Origin of the sequence: Reinekea sp. G2M2-21, from assembly GCF_015687175.1 — a bacterium.
In the GTDB taxonomy this organism is placed as follows: domain Bacteria; phylum Pseudomonadota; class Gammaproteobacteria; order Pseudomonadales; family Natronospirillaceae; genus Reinekea.
Genome location: NZ_JADPQG010000006.1, coordinates 192,719 through 215,649, shown reverse-complemented (window position 1 = coordinate 215,649; position 22,931 = coordinate 192,719). Strand labels below are relative to the sequence as shown.

General features: G+C 51.5%; 18 protein-coding genes and 2 tRNA genes. 11 read left to right on the top strand and 9 right to left on the bottom strand.

Annotation, left to right across the window (positions count from 1 at the left end):
• Nucleotides 1-106: 106 nt before the first annotated feature.
• The gene (locus tag IYN85_RS19945; RefSeq protein WP_196160707.1) at nucleotides 107-394 is read right to left on the bottom strand and encodes an EF-hand domain-containing protein; all 288 of its coding nucleotides are present in this window, start codon (nucleotides 392-394) and stop codon (nucleotides 107-109) included.
• A 432-nt stretch (nucleotides 395-826) separates the two neighbouring features.
• Between IYN85_RS19945 and IYN85_RS19940 the strand changes: the two genes are divergently transcribed.
• From IYN85_RS19940 to IYN85_RS19925, 4 genes are all read left to right on the top strand, one after another.
• Entirely contained in the window at nucleotides 827-3,151 is a 2,325-nt protein-coding gene (locus tag IYN85_RS19940) for a methyl-accepting chemotaxis protein (RefSeq protein ID WP_196160706.1), read from the top strand.
• A gap of 1,213 nt (nucleotides 3,152-4,364) precedes the next feature.
• Nucleotides 4,365-4,718, top strand: coding sequence for a 2OG-Fe(II) oxygenase (locus IYN85_RS19935; protein WP_196160705.1), 354 nt, complete (start codon nucleotides 4,365-4,367; stop codon nucleotides 4,716-4,718).
• Nucleotides 4,719-5,061: 343 nt separating this feature from the next.
• Complete coding sequence (locus IYN85_RS19930) at nucleotides 5,062-6,669, top strand: carbohydrate-binding protein (RefSeq protein WP_196160704.1); 1,608 nt, start codon at nucleotides 5,062-5,064, stop codon at nucleotides 6,667-6,669.
• Between the two features lie 182 nt (nucleotides 6,670-6,851).
• Complete coding sequence (locus IYN85_RS19925; RefSeq protein ID WP_196160703.1) at nucleotides 6,852-7,307, top strand: M15 family metallopeptidase; 456 nt, start codon at nucleotides 6,852-6,854, stop codon at nucleotides 7,305-7,307.
• Nucleotides 7,308-7,402: 95 nt separating this feature from the next.
• Here the strand turns inward: IYN85_RS19925 and IYN85_RS19920 are convergent, their stop codons facing one another.
• The 4 genes from IYN85_RS19920 to IYN85_RS19905 all read right to left on the bottom strand — a co-directional run bounded on the left by IYN85_RS19920 (nucleotide 7,403) and on the right by IYN85_RS19905 (nucleotide 10,034).
• Nucleotides 7,403-7,711, bottom strand: coding sequence for a chaperone modulator CbpM (locus tag IYN85_RS19920; RefSeq protein WP_196160702.1), 309 nt, complete (start codon nucleotides 7,709-7,711; stop codon nucleotides 7,403-7,405).
• Nucleotides 7,708-8,661 (bottom strand): DnaJ C-terminal domain-containing protein, encoded by a 954-nt coding sequence (locus IYN85_RS19915; RefSeq protein WP_196160701.1) that lies wholly within the window; start codon nucleotides 8,659-8,661, stop codon nucleotides 7,708-7,710. The genes IYN85_RS19920 and IYN85_RS19915 overlap by 4 nt, the downstream gene beginning before the upstream one ends.
• A gap of 262 nt (nucleotides 8,662-8,923) precedes the next feature.
• On the bottom strand, nucleotides 8,924-9,538 hold the full coding sequence (locus IYN85_RS19910) for a LysE family translocator (RefSeq protein ID WP_196160700.1): 615 nt from the start codon (nucleotides 9,536-9,538) through the stop codon (nucleotides 8,924-8,926).
• 22 nt (nucleotides 9,539-9,560) lie between these two features.
• Nucleotides 9,561-10,034: an NUDIX domain-containing protein gene (locus tag IYN85_RS19905; protein WP_196160699.1), complete on the bottom strand. Its 474-nt coding sequence runs from the start codon at nucleotides 10,032-10,034 to the stop codon at nucleotides 9,561-9,563.
• Nucleotides 10,035-10,197: 163 nt separating this feature from the next.
• Between IYN85_RS19905 and IYN85_RS19900 the strand changes: the two genes are divergently transcribed.
• Nucleotides 10,198-11,166, top strand: a complete 969-nt coding sequence (locus tag IYN85_RS19900) for a dipeptidase (protein ID WP_196160698.1) — start codon at nucleotides 10,198-10,200, stop codon at nucleotides 11,164-11,166.
• On the opposite strand, the gene IYN85_RS19895 is transcribed toward IYN85_RS19900, so the two are convergent.
• Nucleotides 11,163-11,900: a gamma-glutamyl-gamma-aminobutyrate hydrolase family protein gene (locus tag IYN85_RS19895; RefSeq protein ID WP_196160697.1), complete on the bottom strand. Its 738-nt coding sequence runs from the start codon at nucleotides 11,898-11,900 to the stop codon at nucleotides 11,163-11,165. The two genes, IYN85_RS19900 and IYN85_RS19895, sit on opposite strands and share 4 nt — an antisense overlap.
• Nucleotides 11,901-11,908: 8 nt before the next feature.
• The gene (gene cra, locus IYN85_RS19890; RefSeq protein ID WP_230390878.1) at nucleotides 11,909-12,919 is read right to left on the bottom strand and encodes a catabolite repressor/activator; all 1,011 of its coding nucleotides are present in this window, start codon (nucleotides 12,917-12,919) and stop codon (nucleotides 11,909-11,911) included.
• Between the two features lie 198 nt (nucleotides 12,920-13,117).
• Between cra and ptsP the strand changes: the two genes are divergently transcribed.
• The 4 genes from ptsP to IYN85_RS19870 all read left to right on the top strand — a co-directional run bounded on the left by ptsP (nucleotide 13,118) and on the right by IYN85_RS19870 (nucleotide 19,826).
• The gene (ptsP, locus tag IYN85_RS19885; protein ID WP_196160696.1) at nucleotides 13,118-16,045 is read left to right on the top strand and encodes a phosphoenolpyruvate--protein phosphotransferase; all 2,928 of its coding nucleotides are present in this window, start codon (nucleotides 13,118-13,120) and stop codon (nucleotides 16,043-16,045) included.
• A complete protein-coding gene (gene pfkB, locus IYN85_RS19880) occupies nucleotides 16,042-16,998 on the top strand; it encodes a 1-phosphofructokinase (RefSeq protein ID WP_196160695.1) in 957 nt (318 codons plus the stop codon). Before ptsP ends, pfkB begins: the two co-directional genes overlap by 4 nt.
• A gap of 142 nt (nucleotides 16,999-17,140) precedes the next feature.
• On the top strand, nucleotides 17,141-18,526 hold the full coding sequence (locus IYN85_RS19875; RefSeq protein WP_230390877.1) for a fructose-specific PTS transporter subunit EIIC: 1,386 nt from the start codon (nucleotides 17,141-17,143) through the stop codon (nucleotides 18,524-18,526).
• 235 nt (nucleotides 18,527-18,761) lie between these two features.
• Entirely contained in the window at nucleotides 18,762-19,826 is a 1,065-nt protein-coding gene (locus IYN85_RS19870; RefSeq protein WP_196160694.1) for an aldose epimerase family protein, read from the top strand.
• A gap of 179 nt (nucleotides 19,827-20,005) precedes the next feature.
• Here the strand turns inward: IYN85_RS19870 and IYN85_RS19865 are convergent.
• Nucleotides 20,006-20,080: transfer RNA gene (locus IYN85_RS19865), tRNA-Cys, on the bottom strand.
• An 18-nt stretch (nucleotides 20,081-20,098) separates the two neighbouring features.
• Nucleotides 20,099-20,172 (bottom strand) — tRNA-Gln (locus tag IYN85_RS19860).
• A 1,019-nt stretch (nucleotides 20,173-21,191) separates the two neighbouring features.
• Between IYN85_RS19860 and IYN85_RS19855 the strand changes: the two genes are divergently transcribed.
• Nucleotides 21,192-22,058 carry a hypothetical protein gene (locus IYN85_RS19855; protein ID WP_196160693.1) on the top strand — a complete coding sequence of 289 codons (867 nt, stop codon included), beginning with the start codon at nucleotides 21,192-21,194 and terminating at the stop codon, nucleotides 22,056-22,058.
• 88 nt (nucleotides 22,059-22,146) lie between these two features.
• Complete coding sequence (locus IYN85_RS19850; protein WP_196160692.1) at nucleotides 22,147-22,779, top strand: TetR/AcrR family transcriptional regulator; 633 nt, start codon at nucleotides 22,147-22,149, stop codon at nucleotides 22,777-22,779.
• Nucleotides 22,780-22,931 lie beyond the last annotated feature (152 nt).

Below are 22,931 nucleotides of genomic sequence, written 5' to 3'. Positions count from 1 at the left end.
CTTGAGAAGATGGTGAGCTTTGTGTTGCGTTGTCGGGCAGCGTGATGCTCAACCTTGGTCAGGTATACGCCAGTCATTTGCGCTGGAGTATACCTGCTTTTTTTTCTTATTCAGCGTGCACAGTTAACATGCTCAGCTCTTCGGTGGATAAAACACCGTCGTTGTCAGCGTCTTTCGCCGCGAACTCAACTTCTGACAGTTGACCGTCTGCGTCCAGATCCAATGCTGTAAATGATGCGATAAGGTCTGCGTAAGGTGTGGCTTCTTCCAGGCTGATGACGCCGTCGAGGTTGGCGTCGATGGTATCGAACTTCAGATCCGCTGCTGACATGTCTGCCGCAAATGCTGTGGTGTAAACGGCGCCAATCGCTGTTATCAAGATATATTTATTCATAATGGTTCTCTCGTTTGGTTAAAAATGGGTTTGGCTCGTCAGGGAGCTCAGGGGGATATAGTCAAATGCTGTGCCAGTTTTTTAAAAGGCTTGTGTGGTAAGGGCTGCAGGCGCGTTTTTCGATATCAAGGCCCGTCAAATGGGTCGATTTGTCGCAAATGAGCGACACTTATACGGGGCTGAGAAATTTTTCTAATAAAAACAATAAGTTAGGGTGTCGTCATTTGCAGACAGGCATAGCAGACCGCGCAGTGCCCGCACTAAAAGGCCAAGTGAAGCGCCTGGCATGTGCTCTGTTTAGCCTTTGGGCGAATTTCAACTAACCTGAAACAGAGCGGGCGCGAAAAAGGCCAGATATTAATCATTAAAACGCTTTCCTCGCCGATACAGAACGGCAAGTCACCTATTTTTAACGGTTTAAGGGGCGAAGTAATGTCGTTACGAAGTAAGCTCTTGGTGTCTATTGTGATGGTGGCGATTGCCACGCTGTTTTTTGCGGTACTCACGGTAGGCCTGCGCACCAATGGGGAGGTGCGCAATCTGGTGTCGGGGTCGGTCGAGAACCGGTTGGTTGCCTTGCGCGAAGTACAGAAAGAGCGTGTTGAAAGCTATTTTGCGAACACCTTTAAGGTGGTGACCTATACCGCGGAAAACCCCGCCACAGTCACCGCGATGGAAAATTTCACTTCGGGTTTTTCACTGACGCCCAAAATTGATGAAAGTTTTACCCAAGACCTGACCGCGTTTTACACCGGAGCCTTCACCGATTTCTACCGCAGTAACGACAATGCCTTTACGGCCGATCAGGCCGCGGGTTATGCAGCGCAACTGGACGATGCCGCCGTGTTTCACCAAGCTCGCTATATTGCGCGTAACGAAAACGCCATCGGCGGAAAAAGTGAGCTGATGTTCGCGGCGAAAGAAGGCAAATTCACAGCGCGCTACGAGGTGTATCATTCTGAATTTCATCCCATTTTAAAGCAGGTTCGCGACCAGTTTGAGTTTGTCGATGTGTATTTGATCGACGAGCAGGGGCGCGTGGTGTATTCCGTTGAAAAGAATATCGATTACGCCACGTCGTTGGTCGACGGTCCGTTTGCCGACTCCGCCCTGGGGGAGATCTGGCAACTGTCTAGGGCGCTGGCCATGGGTGAAACCCAACTGTCAGATTACGCAAGCTACGCTCCGGCATTTGCGCAACCGGTCGCCTTTATTGCGACGCCGATCGTCGCGTTGGAAAAACGGTTGGGTACGTTGGTGGTGCAACTGAGCAATGCGCGCTTAACGCAGGTTATGACCAACAGTCAGCAATGGTCGCAGCTGGGGTTAGGCGTAACTGGCGAAGCCTATTTGGTGGGGGCGGACAACACCCTGCGTTCGCAATCCCGTTTTTGGTTGGAAAATGCCTCTGGCTTGCTCGACACGTTGACATCTGTTGGGCAACAGCCGCAATTGCAGGCGATGAGTGAACGCGGAAACAGCGTGGGTCTGCTGCAGATTGATACCCCACACGTGAATAACTCTCGGGAGGGGGCGACCACCGTCAGTACGGAGGTGAACTACACCGGCGACTCGGTATTAAGTGCGGTGGGTCCGGTCACCATTAAAGACAACCACTGGGCCATTGTGGTGGAAATGTCACAAAGCGAAGTGTTCGCCGAAGTTGACCGGATTCTGCGCGGCGCACTGATGTATGCGTTGATCGTATTGGTGATTGCCATCGTCTTGTCGTACGGTTTGGGCATCGTGGTATCGCGTATGATTCTGAACCCAATAAAAACGCTGATGCTGTCATTCAAGAATATTGCCGAAGGCGACGGTGACTTAAGCGTGCACTTGGACAGCGCATCGCGTAACGATGAAATCGGTGAGTTGTCTGTGTCGTTTAACAGTTTCGTGAACAACATTCACGACGTTGTCGAAAAAGTAGTGGCGTCAGCTTTGGCGTTAAAAGCAGTCTCTGAACGGTTGGCTGGGTTTGCCCAGAGCAGCAGCGACACTGTACATCACCAACAGCAACTGACCACCAATATTGTGCAGGTGATGTCGCAGTTTGCACAATCGAATGCGGATATTGTGGAACATAGTACCGGTGCGCAGAACGGTATGACACGCGTTTCGGAAGCAACCGCAAATGGCCGGGAAACCACCTTACGCTGCGAACAGGAAATGGTGAGTTTGGGTGAACAGTCTGAGCAATCGGTGGGGTCCATTCAATCGCTGTCGAATGAAATCGAAAGTATTTCTCAGATTTTGTCGACGATTGATGGCATTGCCGAGCAAACCAGCCTGTTGGCATTAAACGCAGCGATTGAAGCAGCCCGCGCCGGGGAGCAGGGCAGAGGGTTTGCCGTGGTCGCCGATGAAGTGCGCAGCTTATCTGCCCGCACGCAACAAGCGACGATCGACATACAACAGAAAATTGAAGGTTTGCAGAAGGCCGCCGAGTCGGCTGTGCACCAGGTACAGAAGTCCAACGAGAACGCCACCGTGAGCATTGGCTTGGTTAAGGACACCGCCGGTGAACTGGAAAATATCCGTTCCGTCGTGACTGACATTAAATCCCTCAGCGATGCCATCGACTCGCTGGCCGGACAACAAAAAGAAGCCGTGCAAGGTATTGAAACCAGCGTCAGCACCATTCAAGACCTGGGTGAAACATCTCTGGGTAATACCGAAGACGTAACGCGCACAACAGGGGAATTGCTCAGCATCGCGGATGAGCTGGCGGCCTTAGTCAGCCGGTTTAAAACCTGATGCAATAAAGGGCGAAGGGGGTTCACTGGGTATTGTGCGCAGGGTTACGTTTCACTACAGGTGATGGAATCGGTTTTAGTGCTGAATTTTAATATGGGTTTGGGTTCGTTTGCGGTAGGCGACATGGTTTCATTAGACGATAGTTTTCGTTAAAGGTTACACAGGTCCGACGATTCGGGCCTGGTTCATGACAAAAGTGTCGCTCGAAGGGTCTTTCTTTCCAAGGGGAGATCCCCTTGCACCCCCCTTTGTCGCCAGCTTTGGTTTTCCTGCTCTGCCAGACACTTTCTTCGAACGGTCGCTTGAGCGTGCGTCCCTGCACGCGCGGCGCTTACAAGGGCATCCATGCCCTTGAACCCGTTGCGATGTGTCTGTCATGTCAGCCAAAGCAGATGCGACGATACAGTTATTTACACCAGTCCTTGGTACATAGAATTTAGAGGTTGGTTGTATCTATCGAGAAAGTAGCTCTTGCCGCGGTTTTCTCCGCCTTTCAAACGACCACGCGAAGCAATTTGCGTCTCACAGGTTGTTCAAGCAGGGATGCGTGAACAAGTGAGCCGGCCAGGGAAGGCCGTCGCGAACGACCTGTCGAAGACGAAATTGAGAAGTGTGATCAGTCGTTTGTGGCGGCGGCTAGGATTGTTTAGTACCATGCCTGAATCGTCGGGCTGGTGCGACCCTGAACAAAAAAAATATTAATATGCTAGCGTCGATCATGATATTCGGTCACGGTATTCAAAATGTATACGCAAGAAGCGCGACTTAACAACAGCGTGACGCACGTCGCTGTGAATTCGCTATCAGAAAAAACCGAAATGCTATTCATTGCTATCGCTATGTATTTGCGCAATATTGTGCACGATAAAAAAACGATATTTAAGGCAGCTCTGATTAATTCAAATCACCTCAGTCCTATCAGATCGAAGGATGGGCGAGGCGTGTGTTGCAGGGAATGGCGAGTCCTTTTCAAAACACACAACAAAGCTCAGCCATGGATCTGGAGGACCCGGAGGGCGGGGCTGAAATGACAAATTTCGTTGTTAAGTTCTTTGCCAAGATAATGAATATTGCCTGCAGAACTTGCCTCGAATTTTGCGCATTTCTTCACCCGCTGAGGTAGATAGCAATTATTCAGAGGTGCCTTAACGCAATGTGTGAGCTTGAGCTGTCGCGTTGAGTCGTTAAAAAGTGCAAGGGTTTTGAAGATACAATGAGCATCCTACGTCAACTATTCAAGTGGCAAAAAGGCCGACAGAAAACAGGCTATGAGAAAATGTTGTTGGTGGGGGCAATATGGCCTATTAAATTTGATGTGTATTTGCTGAAATTTCCCGAAGGGTGTGAGGTGCCACCGCATACCGATAAGGTCGACAGCGGTAGACACTATCGGCTCAATGTTATTTTGAAAAAAGCGAAATCAGGTGGTGAGTTTATTTGTTCGTCGCCTATTTATAGTAATCGCCGAATTAAGTTTTTCAGACCAGATGTGTGTGAACATTCTGTCACCAAAGTGATCTCCGGTAATCGGTACCTGCTGAGTATCGGTTGGGTCCGAGGCGCGTAACGGGTTTCCAAATCTCTCTGCTCTAAGTCTGGCTTGTCAAAGCGATTGGGTATTCGGTGTCTGTCCAATCTTCTTGCATTGGTGTTTTGGTTTGAATCCAATCGTTCACTTTTTATAGATGTACGTCGCAATTACAGCAACAGCGTTTGCGTGTCATGCCCTTCCTCAGTAAAGATGCTCAGGCTTAAGAATGTAATCGCTTACATTTTGCTGTCGGTTATGTGCCGGTGGTTGATAAAGAATGTTCGCGAAAAGAATGGTCTGCTGCAGACAGGATGTACTGGCAAGCCAAATGGCCAGGGTTCGCACGGATAAAAACAATAAAAATGAGGAGTCCCAGTTTATGAAGTTAAATCGAAATTCCGTTGTCACCCGGGTGCGGCAGTCGCTCGGGTTAGGTTTGGTGATGGCATCCCTGTTCGGTGCGCAGACATCGCTGGCGGACACAAAAGTCGTGGGGTATATCCCAGCGTATAAAAACGTGGTTGCCATCACCGATGCGACGGATCTCTCCAAACTCACGCACATCAATTTGAGTTTTCTGAACCCGAATGCCGCGGGTGTTTTTGCGAACGGTTCGACACCCACCTGTATGAGTGGCTTGTCCGCCGCGGACATCGGTTACGTGGTTCAGAAAGCGCATAACGCCGGCGTTAAGGTGCTTGCGTCTTTGGGCGGTGGTGTTATTCCTGCGTGTTCCGGGGATTGGCAAAATCTGTTGGCAAATTCCCGAGCGTTGGTGGTCAGCCGTTTGGCGGATTTTGTCGCCCAGCATAATCTGGACGGTATCGATGTCGATATAGAAGGCGCGTTGTTAACCAGTATCGACAACAACGGCCATTATACCCCGTTTATCCAGGCGCTGCGTAATGCCTTACCCGCCAATAAGTTGGTGACGGCGGCCACGGCAACGTACGTCGGCGGAATGGTACCGACTTCGTCGTTGCCTTATTTCGATTTTGTCACGCTGATGAGTTACGACGCCATTGGCCCAAGTTGGGGAACGCCCGGCGTAGAGCATTCTACCTATCAACAAGCGGTGTCCCATATTCAAACCTGGCAAAGCCGTGGTCTCAGTAAAGACAAGCTGGTCTTGGGCGTGCCATTTTACGGTTACGGTTTTGGCAGCTACGCCAGTGACTATAGCTTTGCCGACATCGTGAATCAGTTTGGTGCCGGTGCTGCACAAGGTGATGTTATCGGAACCGCCTGCGCTGGTTGCAGCTATATCACGTATAACGGCATTCCCACCATAAAAAGCAAAACCGAATTGGCGCTGGCGCAGGGCAGTGGTGTGATGATCTGGGAAATGTCACACGACGCCCAGGGCAGCAACAGTTTATTGTCGGCCATTCACGATGTGATCGGAGGTTCGCCGACGGACCCTACCGATCCGGTTCAGTGCCCGGCTTGGGTGGCGGGGCAGTATTACGTGGCTGGTGATCTGGTCAGTTTTGAAGGCGGTTATTACGTCGCCGAATACGACAATCCCGGGTATACGCCGACCATCAGCACCTATTTCTGGGAACCCGTACCGGCGTCCCGTTGTGAAAGTTCAACGCCGGGAACCGACCCCGTGGTTATTCAGGCCGAAACGTACAGCAACATGAGTGGTGTGCAGTTGGAAAATACCACTGATACCGGTGGCGGCCAGAACGTCGGTTGGATCGACGCAGGCGATTGGATGGCCTATGCCAATATAAACTTTCCGGTAACTGGCGACTACAAGGTCGAATACCGGGTCGCCAGCATCAATGGTTCGCAGTTGTCACTGGATTTAAACGCCGGTGCCATTCAATTAGGGCAGCGCAGCGTTCCCGCCACAGGTGGCTGGCAGCAATGGACGACCGTTGCGCATACCGTGCACGTAAACGCCGGTACTTACAGCTTGGGTGTGTTTGCCCAGCAGGGCGGTTGGAACCTGAATTGGATTCGAATAACACGTTTGTAACTGCCTCTGAGTCATTCATGGTCAGGAGTTTTGCCCGGTAATCACCGGGCTTTTTTGTGGGCAGGAATTCTTGCGCTATGCCCATTCGTACATTACGGTGAATTCAGTCTCGTATGCATATGAGTGGTTGCGTTGTTGCGGCGGATTGGAAATGAAGCAGTAACCCACTGAAGGAGCACCACATGGCATACGTATTGGGTAAGAAATCTCTTCAGGAATTGCGCGGCGTGGATGATTCGCTCGTCGCGGTCGTCAAACGAGCGATTGAACTCACCTCGGTCGACTTCTCCGTGCACGATGGCTTGCGGACACTCGAAGAACAGAAAGAGCTGGTCAAGAAAGGCGCCAGTACCACGTTGAATTCAAAGCATATAGACGGGTTAGCGGTTGACCTGGTACCGTATATCAACGGTAAGCTGCGTTGGGAATGGGTGCCGATCTATCAGATTGCCGAAGCGGTGCGGTTTGCCGCACAAGAGCTCGATGTGTCGCTGCGCTGGGGGGGCAGCTGGGATATTCCGTTCACCGCATCGACCGACGCCCCTGAAGACTTGGTGGCCGATTACGTCGCCAAACGAAAACGTCTGGGCAAACGCGCGTTTATAGACGGACCGCACTATGAGCTACTGAACGTTTAAGCGGAATGTTTTTGAACTCGGCGGAAAAAAATTCCCGCCGTTCGCGCACCTTTTGTTCTTCTTTTGTTCAGAATAGTTGTTCAGAACGGCACGCTTCATTCCATGTCATTCATAAACCGCTGCAATAATCGGTTGATGCGTTGATTTTCCGCTTCCAGCGCGTCTTTCTGTTTCAGCAGGTCAATCACCATTGCCACGGCGAGCCAGTCCAATTCCAGATCCATCTGCAGCCGCGTTGCTTTTTTAATCCAGTACACGCTGCCCGACTCAAATAACCATTCCTGCGTGACGTTACCCTGTGGTTTGACGATACCGTATTCCACAATCGCGGTGACCGCGTCGCGGCGAATACCTTCGATCCGGCAAAGGTCGGTCAAGGTGATGCTGTTGACATGTTCAGTCATGACGACACCTCCCATTCCCGGCGTGGATTGAAGCTTTCACTGGCCGCCAGTGCCCGCCAATGTTCCGCACTCTGGGCATTGGGTTTGGCAGGCATCACGACTTTGGCGATGGCGATCAGGTCACCGGTCACCGTGGACGATGTTAAGCCTTTGCCTTTCATGCGGAATTTTTTACCGGTTTGGGTGCCGGCCGGAATGGTCAGGTTCACTTTGCCATTCAGCGTTGGCACGGTGACCTTGGTCCCCAGGGCTGCTTCCCATGGCGCCAGCGGCACGGTAATTAAAATGTTGTGACCACTGACGTCAAACAGAGGATGCGGTACCAACCGGATATGCAGGTAAAGGTCGCCCGGGGCACCGTTGTTCATGCCCGGTGCTCCCTGACCGGCGAGGCGAATACGCTGCCCTTCGCTGACACCTTGCGGGATTTTCACGTTCAGGTGTTTTTTCAGCGGTTTTACCTGACCGTTTTCACGCACCTGCAGCGTGTATTCCACTGTTTTCTGAAACGCGCTTAACGTTTCTTCCAAAAAAACAGGCAGCTCAATTTCAACATCCTGACCTCGCCGTTCATTCGACGCCTGACGAAATTCAGCCTGTGAGAAGCCTCCTTGATTGCCAAAAATAGAATTGAAAAAATCCGAAAAGTCGGCTGATGAGCCTTCCTGTGAAAACTGAAAATCGCGTGCACCCTGCCAGCCAGGCGGTGGCCTGAAATCTCCCGATGTGCGGCTGCCGTATTGGCGCAGTTCGTCAAACTCGGCGCGGCGCTGCTCGTTTTTCAGCACCTGATACGCTTCGGCGATGTCCCTGAATTTTGCTTCGGCGGCCTTATCCGGGTTCATGTCCGGGTGATATTTTTGCGCCAGTTTTCGGTAAGCCGTTTTAATGGTCTTCGCGTCGGCATCGGGTTTAACGCCTAAAATTTTGTAATAGTCTTTAAATTCCATAATCTCTCCAAAAGCGGTTCGGTGAGCGAAATTTAAGGGTGTGATTACCTGAATAATTTAATTGGGGTGGAGCACGCACTCGGCAAGGTAAACGAGTTAGATCGTTTTGCTTTTTCCGGTTTTTCTGTAGTTCAGCTTTGGAATAAAGAACCGTTTGGCCTTCTTCACGAATGGAACATGCGAACCAAGTAGGGCTCACGGCACATTCGCTTGTTGCAAACGGGGCTGTCGCTTGCGTCAGCCCACCTTAATAGATAAAGGGTTAACGATCCGTCAAAGCCAGTTTGGCGGCTAACGAGGCGAAACAGCCGGCGAAGACTTGTTGCATACGTTGGCTGACCATCGGTGACTGAATCACATACGTGCGGAATGTGTTGGCGAGCAAGCCGTACAGTACAAACACGACAAATGTCATCAGCATAAACACCATGCCAAGGTTAAGCATTTGCTGGGTGGCTAAAGCGGTGTCGTTCGTCAGGAACTGGGGCAGAAAGGCCAAAAAGAAGAGTGTCAGCTTGGGGTTGAGTATGTTTATCAGAAAGCCTTTGAACGCGACACTGAACAGCCCTTGTTGCTCGGCCTGCGCAGAGACAGACAACGCGCCGCTGTGTTTCCAGGTTTGCCACGCCAGATACAGCAAATACACAACGCCTGCGTATTTTAATAACTGGAACGCCAGTGCACTGGTGTGGAAAAGTACAGCCAGACCAAAGACGCTGGCTAACAGCGAAGGGACGATACCCAGCGTACAACCCAATGCAGCGGCAAGGCTGGCGCGTGCGCTGATAAACAAACCTGTAGACAGCGTGTATAAAACACCAGTGCCGGGTATGAGAACCACTACCAACGACGTCAATAAAAATTCGGTACTAAACATGTTTTGTGTTCCTTTTTATGGCTTAACGCATGAAGGTTTCGCCGCGAAACTGTTGAATGTCTTTGGTCATGGCAAGTGCATAGTCGTGCATGTTAGTGGGTAAATCGTCCAATGCAAACCAGCCGACGTTCATGATTTCCGCGGGGTCGATCACGATTGTGTCATTGGCGGCGGCACTGTGATCGGCGCGGACTAAAAAAGTAAGTGATTGCAGTTCATCGCCATTGGCGTAGCGCCGAACCCAATTGGGTCCGGAATACACAGATACCAATTGGGTTGCCTTAATATTTATACCCAGTTCTTCCTTAACTTCTCGTTCGCCGGTATCGAAAACAGTCTCGCCTAATTCCTGCAGACCACCGGGTAAAAACCAATGGCTATTGTCCTGACTCTGAACCAGAAGCAGTTTATTGTTTTCGACAATGGCGACATCGACACCGGGAATAATTACCCGGGCAGCACCGACCTTTTGTCGAATGAATTTCCAATATTCCATATTGCCATCTCCTTTTTAATTGGGACTATCGAAACGCGCTTGTCGGCGCAAGTGAATATCGGTAGAAGCATGGTATGCCATTGACGGCTGTGAAACGAGCTTCAATACTCATTGGGTTAGGCTGAAAATGCAATCGATGGCTTGCTGACGTGAGAAACCCAATATGATCGATCAATGCCTGGTGTGGGACGCGCACACCTGTTTACCTTTACTGGATGATACCAATGTGGCGGCGTTGCTGCTGCATCAACAGGCCGGTGTGGATTTTGTCAGCGTGAATGTGGGTATGGATTTTAATCCGGTGGCGGATATTTTGCGGTTTATCGCGCATTTCCGGCATCAGATTGAACAGCACCCTTTGTTGTGTTTTGCGGAAACGGTTGACGATATTCCGCGTGCGGCAGAACAGGGCAAGCTGGCCGTTGCGTTCGACCTGGAGGGGGCGATCATGCTGCAGAACCGCCCCGAGATGGTGATGCAGTTTCAACGCTTGGGCGTGCGGCAAATGCACCTAGCTTACAACCGTAATAACAGCATTGCCGGTGGCTGCCACGATTCGCCGCAGGGTTTAACGGCGTTGGGGTGCGAAGTGGTATTGGCGCTTGAAGACGCCGGTATCATGCTCGACGGCTCTCACATGAGTGAACCAAGCACCCTGGACATGATGCGCATTGCCAGCACGCCGGTGTGTTTCAGCCACACCAATATCAAAGCCCTACATGACCACGGCCGCTGTGTTTCCGATGCACAGATTGATGCGTGCGCAGCCACCGGTGGTGTAATCGGCTTATCGGGCATCAATCGGTTTTATGGGGTGCCGGAGGTGACGGCTGCATTGTTGGCCGACCAGATTGATTATCTGCGTGACCGGGTCGGCGTTGCGCATATCGGTATCGGTTTGGACTACATGTATCCGGCAGAACGGCCGGAAGGGCCTGAAGGGTTGGATCGCACTTATTGGTGGCCGAAAACCGCCGGTTATTTTACCGGATTGGGTGATATTGAGGCCTGTGCGCCAACCCAATTGACGTCGTTAATGACGGAATTAAAGCAGCGTGCGTATTCGCAAGAAGATTGTGCCGCCATCTTAGGCGGGAACTTTTTCCGGGTGGCGCAACAATGCTGGCGTTAGCAGCAAGCGCGCAGGAATCCACTCAAAATGGCGGTATCCATCGGCGTTAATTCGAATTCCGGGTGCCATTGTACACCCAGGCAAAAGCGGTAACCGGGGTGTTCTATGCCTTCAATCACGCCGTCTGGCGCGGTGGCATTTATAACCAAATCGCTGGTATTCGAAAGTTCGCTCACCGCCTGATGATGGGAGCTGTTCACAGTGCCTTGCGTTTCGCCGGTCAATGTCGCCAATAAGGAGTTTGGCACGATGTTTACAAGGTGGGCCGCTTGCTGGCCGACGGGATTGGCGACGGAGCCCATTGGTGCATGCTCCAAAGCGTTGGCGACTGCGTCCGGTATGTGCTGATGCAAGCGGGCGCCCAAATGGGCCGCCATCAATTGTTCGCCACCGCAAATGCCCAGCACTGGTTTGTCTTGCGCCAGAAAGGCAGACAACAATTCGGTTTCGGCCTGAGTCCGGGCGGGTTTCAGTTGTACGCTGGCGTGCACCGGTTCATTGGTGAACAGCGCCGGGTTGATGTCGAAGCCACCGCCGGTTATGACCAAGCCATCACAGAGCTCGGCAAAACGGCTCGCACGCTCAGGTTGGTAGGGTAGCGCAATCACGTCGGCACCCAAGCGTTGAAGTACGGCACAGTAGTTTTCGCGCAGCGCATACCAGGGCGTAGTTGCGTATCCGCCAGCCGGTTCGTGGTCGAGGGTAATGCCGATTAAAGGTCTTAGCCGAGTCATGGGGTTGGTTACCGGCGGTCTTGAATCAGTTTGCGGCGTATGACTATTTTCTGCGGCTGATAGTGGTTTTCCACCGCTTGCTGCACCAGCATCCAGGCCGACTCAGCGATCTGTTCATACTGCTGCGGCAGTGACTTCACCGGAAGCGGCAGGAAATCGAGCAGGCGGCTGTTACCGAATGTCGCCAATTGAATAGGGGCCGGTTGCTGGGAGAACACCTCGCGGTAATCCCGCTGTAATGTTTCAATCACCCCTTCGAGTAAACTGTACGACGTGCAGACGATAGCGGGTGGCAAACCCTGATGCGCTGAAATGGCCTGTTGAAACGCTGCCGCGCCACTGGCCGCGTCGAAGTGGTCGCCGTAGTAACATTCCGAATTGACCGAGGGGAGCTCCGTTAACGCGTCGTGGAACCCCGCTTCACGCAGTTGACTGATTTCCAGATCGCGCATGGCGCCAATCAGGCAAACGCGCGGCAGACCAGCCAGTGCCAGCGATTGTGTCAGAATGCGCGCGCCCTGACGATCATCACTAATGACATTGGAAAAGCCCTCTGGCATGGCGCGGTCGAGCGCGATGATCGGTGTCCCGGCGGCCAGAAATTCCCGGTAGGGGCGGAAGTCGTCCAGGCACGATGACACCAGCAGGGCATCAACGCCGCGCGCCAGTAACATTTGTGCTGCTTGCAACTCGCTCTTCGGTTTGTCATCCGACGAGGCAATGATCAGTTGATAGCCATTTGCCCGCGCCAGTTTTTCCAGCCGCGAGGCAATGCGCAGGTAACTGCGGTTTTCAAAGTCTGGCACGATAAACCCGACCGATTGGCTCTTACCCCGTCTTAACGCAGCGGCGGAATGGTTAGGTTGGTAATTGTGCTGTTCAACAACGGCCATGACCTTGGCCTGGGTGGCTTTACTGATCCGGTATTTGTCCGCTTTGCCGTTCAAGACACTGCTTACAGTTGTTTTAGACACACCCGCCAGCTTTGCGATGTCGTCCAGATTCAGAGGGGTTGCCATGGTTTTTCTATCTCAGTGTCAGCGTGTTTCGGGCATTTAATAGTACTGAATCCATTCAGCAAGACAATCGATCATTTTTTTAAACTACGCTGATTTTATTGGAAATCAGTAAGTTAGTGTGCGCTGGATCAATGCAGATAACAAACGCAACGCTTTGTTACAAATTAGCGTTTGAGTTTTTTGCTAAATGGATTCAGTATGCTTGCTAAATCGATACAGCAACATTACAAAAACAGGCAGGTGCCCATGTTGGAACTCAAACCCACCGATGTCAGGCTCGACGCCACCGCGCTCGACAAGACCGCCGCTATTTCACAGATCATTGCCGATATGGTGGCCGATGGCATGGTAGCGCCCGGCTACGAAGCTGGTATGCAAGTCCGCGAAACCCAAACCTCCACGTATCTCGGCAATGGTATTGCGATTCCTCACGGAACCCCCGAAACCAAAGATCAGGTGCTCAAGACCGGCGTTAAAGTGCTGCGTTTTGCCAACGGTATTGACTGGGGTGATGGGCAGATCGTTTACACAGCAATTGGTATCGCGGCTAAATCCGATGAGCATCTGGCCATTCTGCGTCAGCTGACACACGTTATTACCAACGATGATCTTTCCGCCCGTCTGCATGCAACGCCCGACGTTGCCGAAGTGCTGAGTATTTTAAAAGGCGAGCAGTTCACACCGTCCCTTGAGATGAACGAAAGTCTGGTGCGAACCGGTTTGGACATTCAGCTGGTGTCCGAAGCGGTGTCGTTGGCGGCCGGTATTCTGTATGCCGGTGACTATTGTTCCGCTGCGCAACGAAACGAATTACTCGATGCCGAACCGTTGGATTTCGGAGAGGGCATTTGGATCAACACCATTCAAACCCAAAACCCGAAAACAGCCTTGGCCATTGTGACCAGTGCTAAAACCCTGGCGGAAGGTGAATCCGGGTTCGATATTTTACTGTCGTTAACCACCAGTGGCGAAACACATAAGCCGCTGTATGACCGGCTGTTACAACTCCGCCGCGACGGCAAGTTAGCGGCACTGAAAACCGAAAAAACCGCAAGTGGTTTGCTGCGCTTGCTGAAAATGGATGCGCTGGAAGGCGAGTCCATTGAATTGCGGTTGCCCATTGAACAGGGCTTGCATGCTCGCCCGGCCTCGCATTTGGCCAAATTAATTAAAAGCATGTCGGCCGAGGTTTGGGTTGAGAATCTTGATGGCAACGGTGGCGCCGTTTTGGGCACCAGCGTCGCACGTTTGATCGGTCTCGGATTTTCTCACGGGCACTTGATGCGTTTCACCGTCGCGGCGTGTGACGACCCACAACAGGTACTGCGCCAGCTGAGTACAGCTGTGTCGGAAGGCCTGGGCGATCCGGTTGTTCCTGTCACAAATCTCCATGTTGAGATGGACGTTGCGCCCATGGAGCCCAAACAACAGCAAGCCCGAGTGAATGATAAAATCACCGGCTTGTGTGGGGCGCCCGGCATGGCACTAGGTACAGTTAAAACGCAGCGCCGTGTCGCCTTTGATGTGGTCGAAAACAGTGACAACCGCGCAGCCGATGCGCAGCGTTTCAAAGATGCATTGGTGGTCCTGAACAATCAGATTAACAGCACATTGCAGAATGAAACCAACGAATCGAAAGTGCAGATTTTATCGATGCACGCCGAGCTATTGGACGATCCGGAATTTGTCGACGCCACCTTGGACATGATCGCTACCGGTAAATCGGCAGAGTGGTCCTGGACCTTCGCGGTTGAGCGAATTGCGTCTTCTCTGGAGCAGCATTCGGATGAATTGCTGGCGGAGCGCGCAAGTGACTATCGTGATCTCGGCTATCAACTAATGCTGATCCTCACCGGTCAACAGGAACAGGCGTCGGAATCCAGCCCGCATATTCTGATCGCCGATGAAATTAATCCGTCCGATGTTGTGAAGTTTGATCCTGCAATTGTACAGGCGATTGTCACAGCGAAGGGCGGAGTTACCTCGCACGCTGCCATTCTGGCACGGGCCGCTGGCATTCCGTTGCTGGTCGGTTGTGGGGACATTGTGTTGACCATCGCCGACGGAACCCCGCTGGTGGTGGATTGCGATAATCGATATCTGCAGTTGGTGGGCAGCGAACGTGAACTCGACGATTTACGCGAAGAGCAAGCCAAACGACGTGCTGCCTACGAAAAAGCATATGCAGAACGCGCATTGCCTGCCGTGACGACCGATGGTGTCAGCATTGAAGTGGTCGCGAACATATCTTCGTCGAAACAGGTTGCCGCGAGTCTGGAACTCGGCTCCGAAGGGGTGGGGCTTTTCCGTTCAGAATTTCTGTTTATGGCCCACACGCAAGAGCCCACTCATGCGCAACAGCTAGCGGAATACAAAGCCGCACTGAATGCCATGGAAACAGACAGTCAACCGCTGATCGTACGTACGCTCGATGTAGGGGGTGATAAACCGCTGCCCTACTTGGCCATGCCGCACGAAGAAAACCCGTTCCTGGGTGTGCGCGGTGCCCGTCTGTCATTGCTGTACCCGGACATGCTGAAACGTCAGTTGCGGGCGTTATTTGAAGCGGCTGACCATGGCTTGCTGCGGGTAATGTTCCCAATGATTTCTGACATTGCAGAATGGCGCGCCATTAAAGCGATTTATAACGACGTCGCGCAAGAATACCCTGGCATCACGCTCGAACTGGGCATGATGATTGAAGTACCCAGCGCGGCGTTAATGGCCGATGTTTTTGCCAAAGAACTCGACTTCTTCTCGGTCGGTACCAACGACCTCACGCAATACACCATGGCGGTGGATCGTGGTCATCCTGTGTTGTCGAAACAGGCCGACTCTCTGCACCCCGCCATTTTACGGTTGATAAAAACGACCGTCGATGCGGCACAACGCAACAACATTTGGGTTGGCGTGTGCGGTGAATTGGCGGCGGACCCTCTGGCGGCGGTGATTCTGCTGGGCATGGGCGTGAAAGAATTGAGTATGTCGCAGACGGCCATACCGGTCATCAAAGCCAAGATCCGCAGCGTCAGCAGCAGCGACGCCACATTGCTAGCGCAGAACGCCCTGGCCGCTGAAAGCAGCGACGCTATCCGGGCATTGGACGGTGTAGGAGTCGTCGCATGAAACATAACGCTATTTTAACCGTGACCCTGAACCCCGCGCTGGATTTAACCGTGGATACCGATGAAATCCATCTAGGTGAAGTGAATATTGCCAACGCGGGAACGTTGCACGCCGCGGGTAAGGGCATCAACGTGGCGCGCGTACTCAGTGATCTGAATATGCACGTCACCGCCACCGGTATTTTGGGCGCGGGCAATGAGCAACCCTTTGTGGATCTGTGTCGTGACCAACACATCCGTAACGAGTTTTGCCGTGAACAGGGGCATACCCGAATCAACGTTAAGCTAACCGAAGGCTCACATCGAACCACGGATATTAACCTACCGGGCTTGGAGGTCAGCTCAACCGCGTTGGCGCGCTTCCGGCAAACCCTGTTTGGTTTGGCTGAACAATTCCGCGTCATTGTGCTGGCAGGAAGTCTACCCCGTGGTGTTTCGCCGTCGTTGTATACCGACCTGATCCGGGAAGTAAAAGCCTTTGGTTGTTTAACGATTTTGGATACCAGCGGAGAAGCGTTTGCCGAAGCCGTGAAAGCAGGGCCGACCGTAGTGAAACCAAACCGCGAAGAATTGGCTCAATGGTTGGGGCGACCGATTCTCGATATGAACGATGAAATGATGGCGGCCATTCAATTGCGCGCATTGGGTGTGCAAGAGGTGGTGGTGTCGGACGGTAAGAATGGTTTCCGTTGGTACGGCGCTAATGACATATACAGCGTAATGCCACCGACCGTGACCATGGTCAGTACGGTTGGTGCCGGTGACAGTCTGGTCGCCGGATTGGCTTATGGGCTCGCAAAAAATAAGAGCACTTCATTAACATTAACCTGTGCGGCGGCGATTTCTGCGCACGCGGTTGAACAGATTGGCGTGGGTATACGCAGCACGGAGCGATTAATGGAGTTGCAAAGCGCTGTTGGTATCGAACGCATGGCATTGGAATCACTGGCGTAAGCCTGGCGATAAAAATTGCGAAGGGAAGCTGAACAGGGTTGTTCATAGCAGTGAAATTGAAAACCGGATGTGACGCCAATATCGAGGCAGCATTCACCCCAAATACGAACCAACAATAACAAAAGACAATGAGGTAACTCAGATGAACGCGTTAAAGATCGTCGCAGTAACCGCGTGCCCAACCGGGGTCGCGCACACCTTTATGGCCGCGGAAGCATTGAAAACGGCTGCGCAAGCGAAAGGGCATCAAATTAAAGTGGAAACCCGGGGGTCCATTGGTGCCGAAAACAAATTGACCGAAGCTGACGTGGACCAGGCTGATCTGGTCATTCTGGCGGTCGACATCGAAGTGGATGCCGCTCAGTTTGCCGGAAAGCGGATCTACCGTACCAGCACGGGTAATGCGTTAAAAAAGTCGGACGACGTCATCGCTCAGGCGATTGAAAGCGCCAAGGTTGAAGGCGCCAAAACAGACGACGCGGTGCAATCGTTCAAGAAAGAAAAAACGGGCGCCTACAAGCATTTGATGACCGGTGTGTCATTTATGTTACCGGTGGTCGTTGCCGGCGGCTTGATCATTGCGTTGTCATTTATCTTCGGGATTGAAGCATTCAAAACCGAAGGTACTTTGGCCGCTGCGTTAATGCAGATTGGTGGTGGTTCTGCCTTTGCACTGATGATTCCAGTACTGGCCGGTTACATCGCATTTTCCATTGCCGACCGTCCTGGACTGGCGCCCGGCTTAGTCGGCGGTATGTTGGCCAGTTCTATTGGTGCGGGTTTTCTGGGCGGTATCGCAGCGGGTTTCCTTGCCGGTTACAGCGCTAAATTCCTGGCTGAAAAAGTTTCCTTACCGAAGACCATGGAAGCCCTGAAGCCGATCCTGATTATTCCATTGGTGGCGACCTTGGTGACGGGCTTAGTGATGATTTATATTGTCGGTGGTCCGGTTGCGGCGATCATGAATGCGCTGACCGATTGGTTGACCGGTATGGGATCAGCGAACGCCGTCGGTCTTGGCTTATTGCTGGGTGCGATGATGTGTTTTGACTTAGGTGGTCCTGTGAACAAAGCAGCTTACACCTTTGGTGTGGGTTTATTGGCCACGCAAACCTACGCACCGATGGCTGCCGTCATGGCGGCGGGTATGACCCCGGCGATAGGTATGGGTATTGCGACGTTCCTCGGTAAAAAATACTTTACCGACGCTGAGCACGAAGCAGGACGCGCGTCGTTTATCCTTGGTTTGTGTTTTATCTCGGAAGGCGCTATTCCCTTCGCGGCGAAAGATCCATTGCGTGTTATCCCTGTGGCGATGTTGGGTGGCGCGGTCACCGGTGCACTGTCTATGTTGGTGAACGCTGAGTTACTGGCACCGCACGGTGGGATATTCGTTCTGTTTATTCCAAATGCGATCACGCACGTTGCTCTGTATGTGGCTGCTATTGCTGCCGGTTCTTTGATCACCGGTGTGGGCTACTTCCTGTTGAAAGCCCGCTACGAAAGCCGTCAACTGAAGGTCAGTTGAGCCAACAGCGGACTATCGCTAAGCAATATAACTCTTGAGTGAGCGTGGCAACACGCTCACTTTTTTTTGCGTTGTGGTTTTTTGTTTCGTGGCCCGAACCGAACGGCGCCATAGATGTCAGGTCGGTGGAATAGTCCATATATTTGAGGCAATTGTGTTATCGCTCGCTTGGCTTTCTCGCGTTTAATAGAACATCAGCCCCTGATTTTTCATCCCTCTTTCTGGAGCCTTACCGATGAACAGAGAAAGCCCTTTTGGCGTCACACGCGATGGTTTGCCCGTCACCCGTTACGAACTCGCGACACGCGCAAATATTCGCATAGCGCTGCTGGACTTTGGTGCGGTTATTCACGAGTGGATGGTTCCGGGTGCCTCTGGTCACATAGCCGATATCGTATTGGGGTATGATGAAGTGAGCGGTTATGAAAACTCGACCACTTATTTTGGTGCGGTTATCGGACGCTTTGGCAATCGCCTTGCGCAAGGTCGGTTTGAGTTGAATGGTCAGACTTACCAATTGGCCACCAATAATGGTAAGAATCACTTGCATGGTGGCGAGGTTGGTTTTGATAAACGACTGTGGCAAGCGCAGTGGCACAGCGAGAGTTGCATCGAATTCAGTCTCGACAGTGCCGATGGTGATCAGGGTTATCCGGGGCGGCTGCAGGTCACGGTGCGTTATGAGTTGTCCGACGAGGGTGAGTTGACCATAACCTATGGTGCGACATCCGATGCCGATACCATCGTCAACCTTACCCAGCACAGCTATTTCAATTTGTCCGGTCAACTGTCGCAGCCCATGACCGACCACCTGGTTCAGATAGACGCGGATTACATTTCGGAAGTGGATGCCGGTTTAATACCCACAGGCCAACTGATGAGCGTCACTGGTACACCTTTTGACTTGCGCGAGCCTGTTTTAATCAAAGATTGTATTCATAAGCCACATACCCAACTGACTTACGGCGGCGGCTTCGACCATAACTATGTACTGAATCATGCAAATCAAGGGCTTCGCCGGGTTGGGGAAGTATTCCATCCGGCCAGTGGCCGCAAACTGATTGTTGCGACTGATCAACCCGGTATGCAGTTTTACAGCGGGAATTTCCTCGACGGCACTGAGCGCGGGAAAGGGGGGCTGGCCTATCCGAAACGCAGTGGCTTGTGTCTGGAAACACAGGGCTTTCCCGATGCACCGAATCATCCGGACTTCCCGTCCGTAGTGTTACGTGCGGGGGAGCGATATCAAACACAGACTCGGTTTTCGTTTGTCGCTCAGATGCGACGGAGCGATTATTAAGCCTCCAGCTAAATTAAATTTTGTGATTGATTCTTTGTGGTCGGAAAGGATGTGAGTGGGGTTATTGAGTCATTTGTCAGGATATCAAGTATTGTCTTCAGAACCTTTCCCGTATTTGTGAGCTCCCGTTACCTCTCGGGGGAAGGGCATTTATTCAGAGTTGGCTTAACCATTCGCAGTGGAGCACAGTGCCGGAATTTAACCGGCGTAAACAGGAGTTGCAGTCCTGCGCATATACATTCTGCCAACTGTGCAATGTTTGGTGCGTAAAGTGGCTGCCCTCCGAGGATTCGAACCTCAGCTACCTGAGTCAAAGTCAGGTGTCCTGCCACTAGACCAGAGGGCAATGGATGCTATTTTTTCGTGTTTTTGTCTTATTCTTTTTCGTCTATTCCTTTTGTTTTGGTGCGTTTGCTCACCGATGTCGACAAGAATAAATATTTTTTGGTTGAACACAAATTATGCCCGTCGCTCGAATATTGAATGGTTCGCTTTTCACAGGGTGTGCAGGTGCCGCCCGTTCTAATGTCAGGATTTTTGATCGCAGCATCCCTATTTCGAAAAACGATTTGTTTTTCAAAAGAAAGCGCTATAGATAACGTTTTTTTTATGTCTAATTAATCTGGATACACATCTAATTTTTTCCTGATTTCATTTAATTTTCGCCATGCACAACGAAAAAACCCGAAAGACTTTGAGCCTTTCGGGTTTCATAAAATGGTTTTAGAAAAATCTGAAAGGCTCTGCGCCCTTCAATTCAGATGAGCGCGGTTACAAGTGGGCGCAGATCTGTTGACAACCAAACACGACAAAAACCGATGCGTTTGTCACGCTCGGGTGATTAGGTGAATGTCGGTCAGTTCGGTATAACATGGATTTATGGTCTTACAAGTCGTGACAACCGGATTATACACAGGTCTTTGATATTTCCCAGTCAGGCACCGTGAAATTCACGGCACCTCTGATGAATCCATATCACCTCCGCCCTATCAGGTCGCAAAATGAGCGGGGCCTGTGCTTTATTGAATGGCGTGTCCAATTTCAATACACAAAACAATGTTCAGTCATCGATCTGAAGGACCCGCTGAGGCTAGATGGCAATTATTCAGAGTTGCCTTAGCTCAGCTAGCCGCGGTTTCCGATCTTCCTTGTCGGTTTTTCTTACCCTCGGCCTTTGCCGAGGGTCTTTGCCGATTTGGGATACATGGCTGAATAGGTCGGTGTTCCAAAAACCTGAGAACCCATATTGTTGATTTTAATCAATGTTTGGTGATTGAAAATTAATAGAGTAATTACTCTAGTTGTTGAATGGCAAAGGGCTGAGTTACTGACGGTTCCTGCGGTCATTCAGTTTTGGAGGTAAGCATGAACATTCCTGTCTGGCAGTACGTGGTAACCATGTCCGGTTACATATTTATCCTCTTGGCGTTGATCGAAGTGATGCGTCGTTTCCCGAAATTCTCAGCGGTGTTTTGGCTGTTATCATTGCTGACGGTCCCCTTGTGGTCCGAGCATTTATTCGGGTGGTTTCGCTGGGCAAAGACCGTCAGCGTGTTGTTACCGACGGCCATTGTTGTAGGTGGCGCGCGCTTGGCGTGGATGTATAAAGACAATCCACATCGTCTGCTGGCGTTTTTTCGCGGTGACTGGGTACTGAAGTTTCTGTACGCGATTCTGTTTTTGAACATTGCAGAGGCGACACTGAAAGACTTTGCAACGGCAAACTACTTCAATGCTCTTTGTGGTGTCATACTCTGCGCGACTATTCCTTTTCCGCGCTATAAAAACGGCGAGCGGGTTTATTGGGTTATCGGTAAAGACGCACCCCACGATCTGCTGTTTTACTCTACGGCAGCCTGGAACTTTCTGTACACCACGTGGAATCTCGCCTTTGTGTACGGAGAAAGTCCTGCGTTTTTCGCCGCTTCTGCCTGTATCTTAATTGCAGCGGAGTTGTACCCGATCTTAAAAGGACGGCCAGAATTGTATTTAATCGCCCGGGTGTACACGCTGGCGTTCCATATTCTGATCCGCGCTTGCAGTGAAATTTTCTTGCCATTGATGGATTCCAGTCGTTGGGCGAATGAGCAATTTCTATGGACATGGGGTTTGGTCAACCTGGCTCTGCACGTGCCTTTCGCTATCTGGTTTTTCTACCGAAAACACCAAAGTAAGACATCCGAGCCTCCATTTGGCAACCGGCCGCCACCATTAAAAACAGAATACGCCTGACCCCATCGAATTCTGTCTCCGGTCGCTGCTTTGCGGCGACCGAATCTGATACACTGAACGACTTTCTAAACAGCCATTGACCCAGCCGATGAAAACCAAAGACAAGATTGTACACACCAGTCTGACGTTGTTTAACAAATACGGTGAACGGGCCGTTACCACCAATCACATCGCTGAGCACTTGGGCATCAGTCCCGGCAATCTCTATTACCATTTCCGCAATAAAGAAGACATTATCCGCTCAATTTTTGCTTTGTATATCGACTTTATCGGTCACTCGATTGATCCACCGGGAGAGTCGGAGGACGCAGAAACGTTTTTGCAGGTGTATTGTAAGCAGGTGTTCGAAAGCATCTGGCGATTCCGATTCTTTCACGCCAGCATGCCGGGCATTTTGTATCGTGACGACACCTTGCATCAGCAGTATCTGAATGCACATGAGTTACTCGGGTTGCGGGCAGCCGCTGCATTGAAGCGTTTGCAACAGGAAGAATTGATCATCATAGACGATGGCGATATCGATGAACTGGTTGAGTTAATGCGCTTGGTCACTGGTTTTTGGGTGAGTTACAACATGGCAAACTCGATGAAAGGGCAGATTACCCGCAAGCAGGTCGATTGCGGCGTACTTCGTTTGATTCGTCTTATTTCACCCTATGGCACGCCAAGTGGCCTGCGTATTTTCAACAAATTACGTCAGCAATACCTAGGGCAGCTCTGAGTCATTCACCTCTGAGTCATACAAATCATCTCCGTCCTATCAGATCGAAGGATGAGCGAGACATGTATAGCAGGGAGTGGCGATTCCTTTTCAAAAAACACACAACACACAGCAATGCTCAGTCTTCACCTGTGATCTCTGGGTGGCCCTTT

Coding starts and splice junctions, on each gene's coding strand:
- IYN85_RS19945 (WP_196160707.1), bottom strand. CDS start 394: ATGAATAAATATATCTTGATAACAGCGATTGGCGCCGTTTACACCACA.
- IYN85_RS19940 (WP_196160706.1), top strand. CDS start 827: ATGTCGTTACGAAGTAAGCTCTTGGTGTCTATTGTGATGGTGGCGATT.
- IYN85_RS19935 (WP_196160705.1), top strand. CDS start 4,365: ATGAGCATCCTACGTCAACTATTCAAGTGGCAAAAAGGCCGACAGAAA.
- IYN85_RS19930 (WP_196160704.1), top strand. CDS start 5,062: ATGAAGTTAAATCGAAATTCCGTTGTCACCCGGGTGCGGCAGTCGCTC.
- IYN85_RS19925 (WP_196160703.1), top strand. CDS start 6,852: ATGGCATACGTATTGGGTAAGAAATCTCTTCAGGAATTGCGCGGCGTG.
- IYN85_RS19920 (WP_196160702.1), bottom strand. CDS start 7,711: ATGACTGAACATGTCAACAGCATCACCTTGACCGACCTTTGCCGGATC.
- IYN85_RS19915 (WP_196160701.1), bottom strand. CDS start 8,661: ATGGAATTTAAAGACTATTACAAAATTTTAGGCGTTAAACCCGATGCC.
- IYN85_RS19910 (WP_196160700.1), bottom strand. CDS start 9,538: ATGTTTAGTACCGAATTTTTATTGACGTCGTTGGTAGTGGTTCTCATA.
- IYN85_RS19905 (WP_196160699.1), bottom strand. CDS start 10,034: ATGGAATATTGGAAATTCATTCGACAAAAGGTCGGTGCTGCCCGGGTA.
- IYN85_RS19900 (WP_196160698.1), top strand. CDS start 10,198: ATGATCGATCAATGCCTGGTGTGGGACGCGCACACCTGTTTACCTTTA.
- IYN85_RS19895 (WP_196160697.1), bottom strand. CDS start 11,900: ATGACTCGGCTAAGACCTTTAATCGGCATTACCCTCGACCACGAACCG.
- cra (WP_230390878.1), bottom strand. CDS start 12,919: ATGGCAACCCCTCTGAATCTGGACGACATCGCAAAGCTGGCGGGTGTG.
- ptsP (WP_196160696.1), top strand. CDS start 13,118: ATGCTTGCTAAATCGATACAGCAACATTACAAAAACAGGCAGGTGCCC.
- pfkB (WP_196160695.1), top strand. CDS start 16,042: ATGAAACATAACGCTATTTTAACCGTGACCCTGAACCCCGCGCTGGAT.
- IYN85_RS19875 (WP_230390877.1), top strand. CDS start 17,141: ATGAACGCGTTAAAGATCGTCGCAGTAACCGCGTGCCCAACCGGGGTC.
- IYN85_RS19870 (WP_196160694.1), top strand. CDS start 18,762: ATGAACAGAGAAAGCCCTTTTGGCGTCACACGCGATGGTTTGCCCGTC.
- IYN85_RS19855 (WP_196160693.1), top strand. CDS start 21,192: ATGAACATTCCTGTCTGGCAGTACGTGGTAACCATGTCCGGTTACATA.
- IYN85_RS19850 (WP_196160692.1), top strand. CDS start 22,147: ATGAAAACCAAAGACAAGATTGTACACACCAGTCTGACGTTGTTTAAC.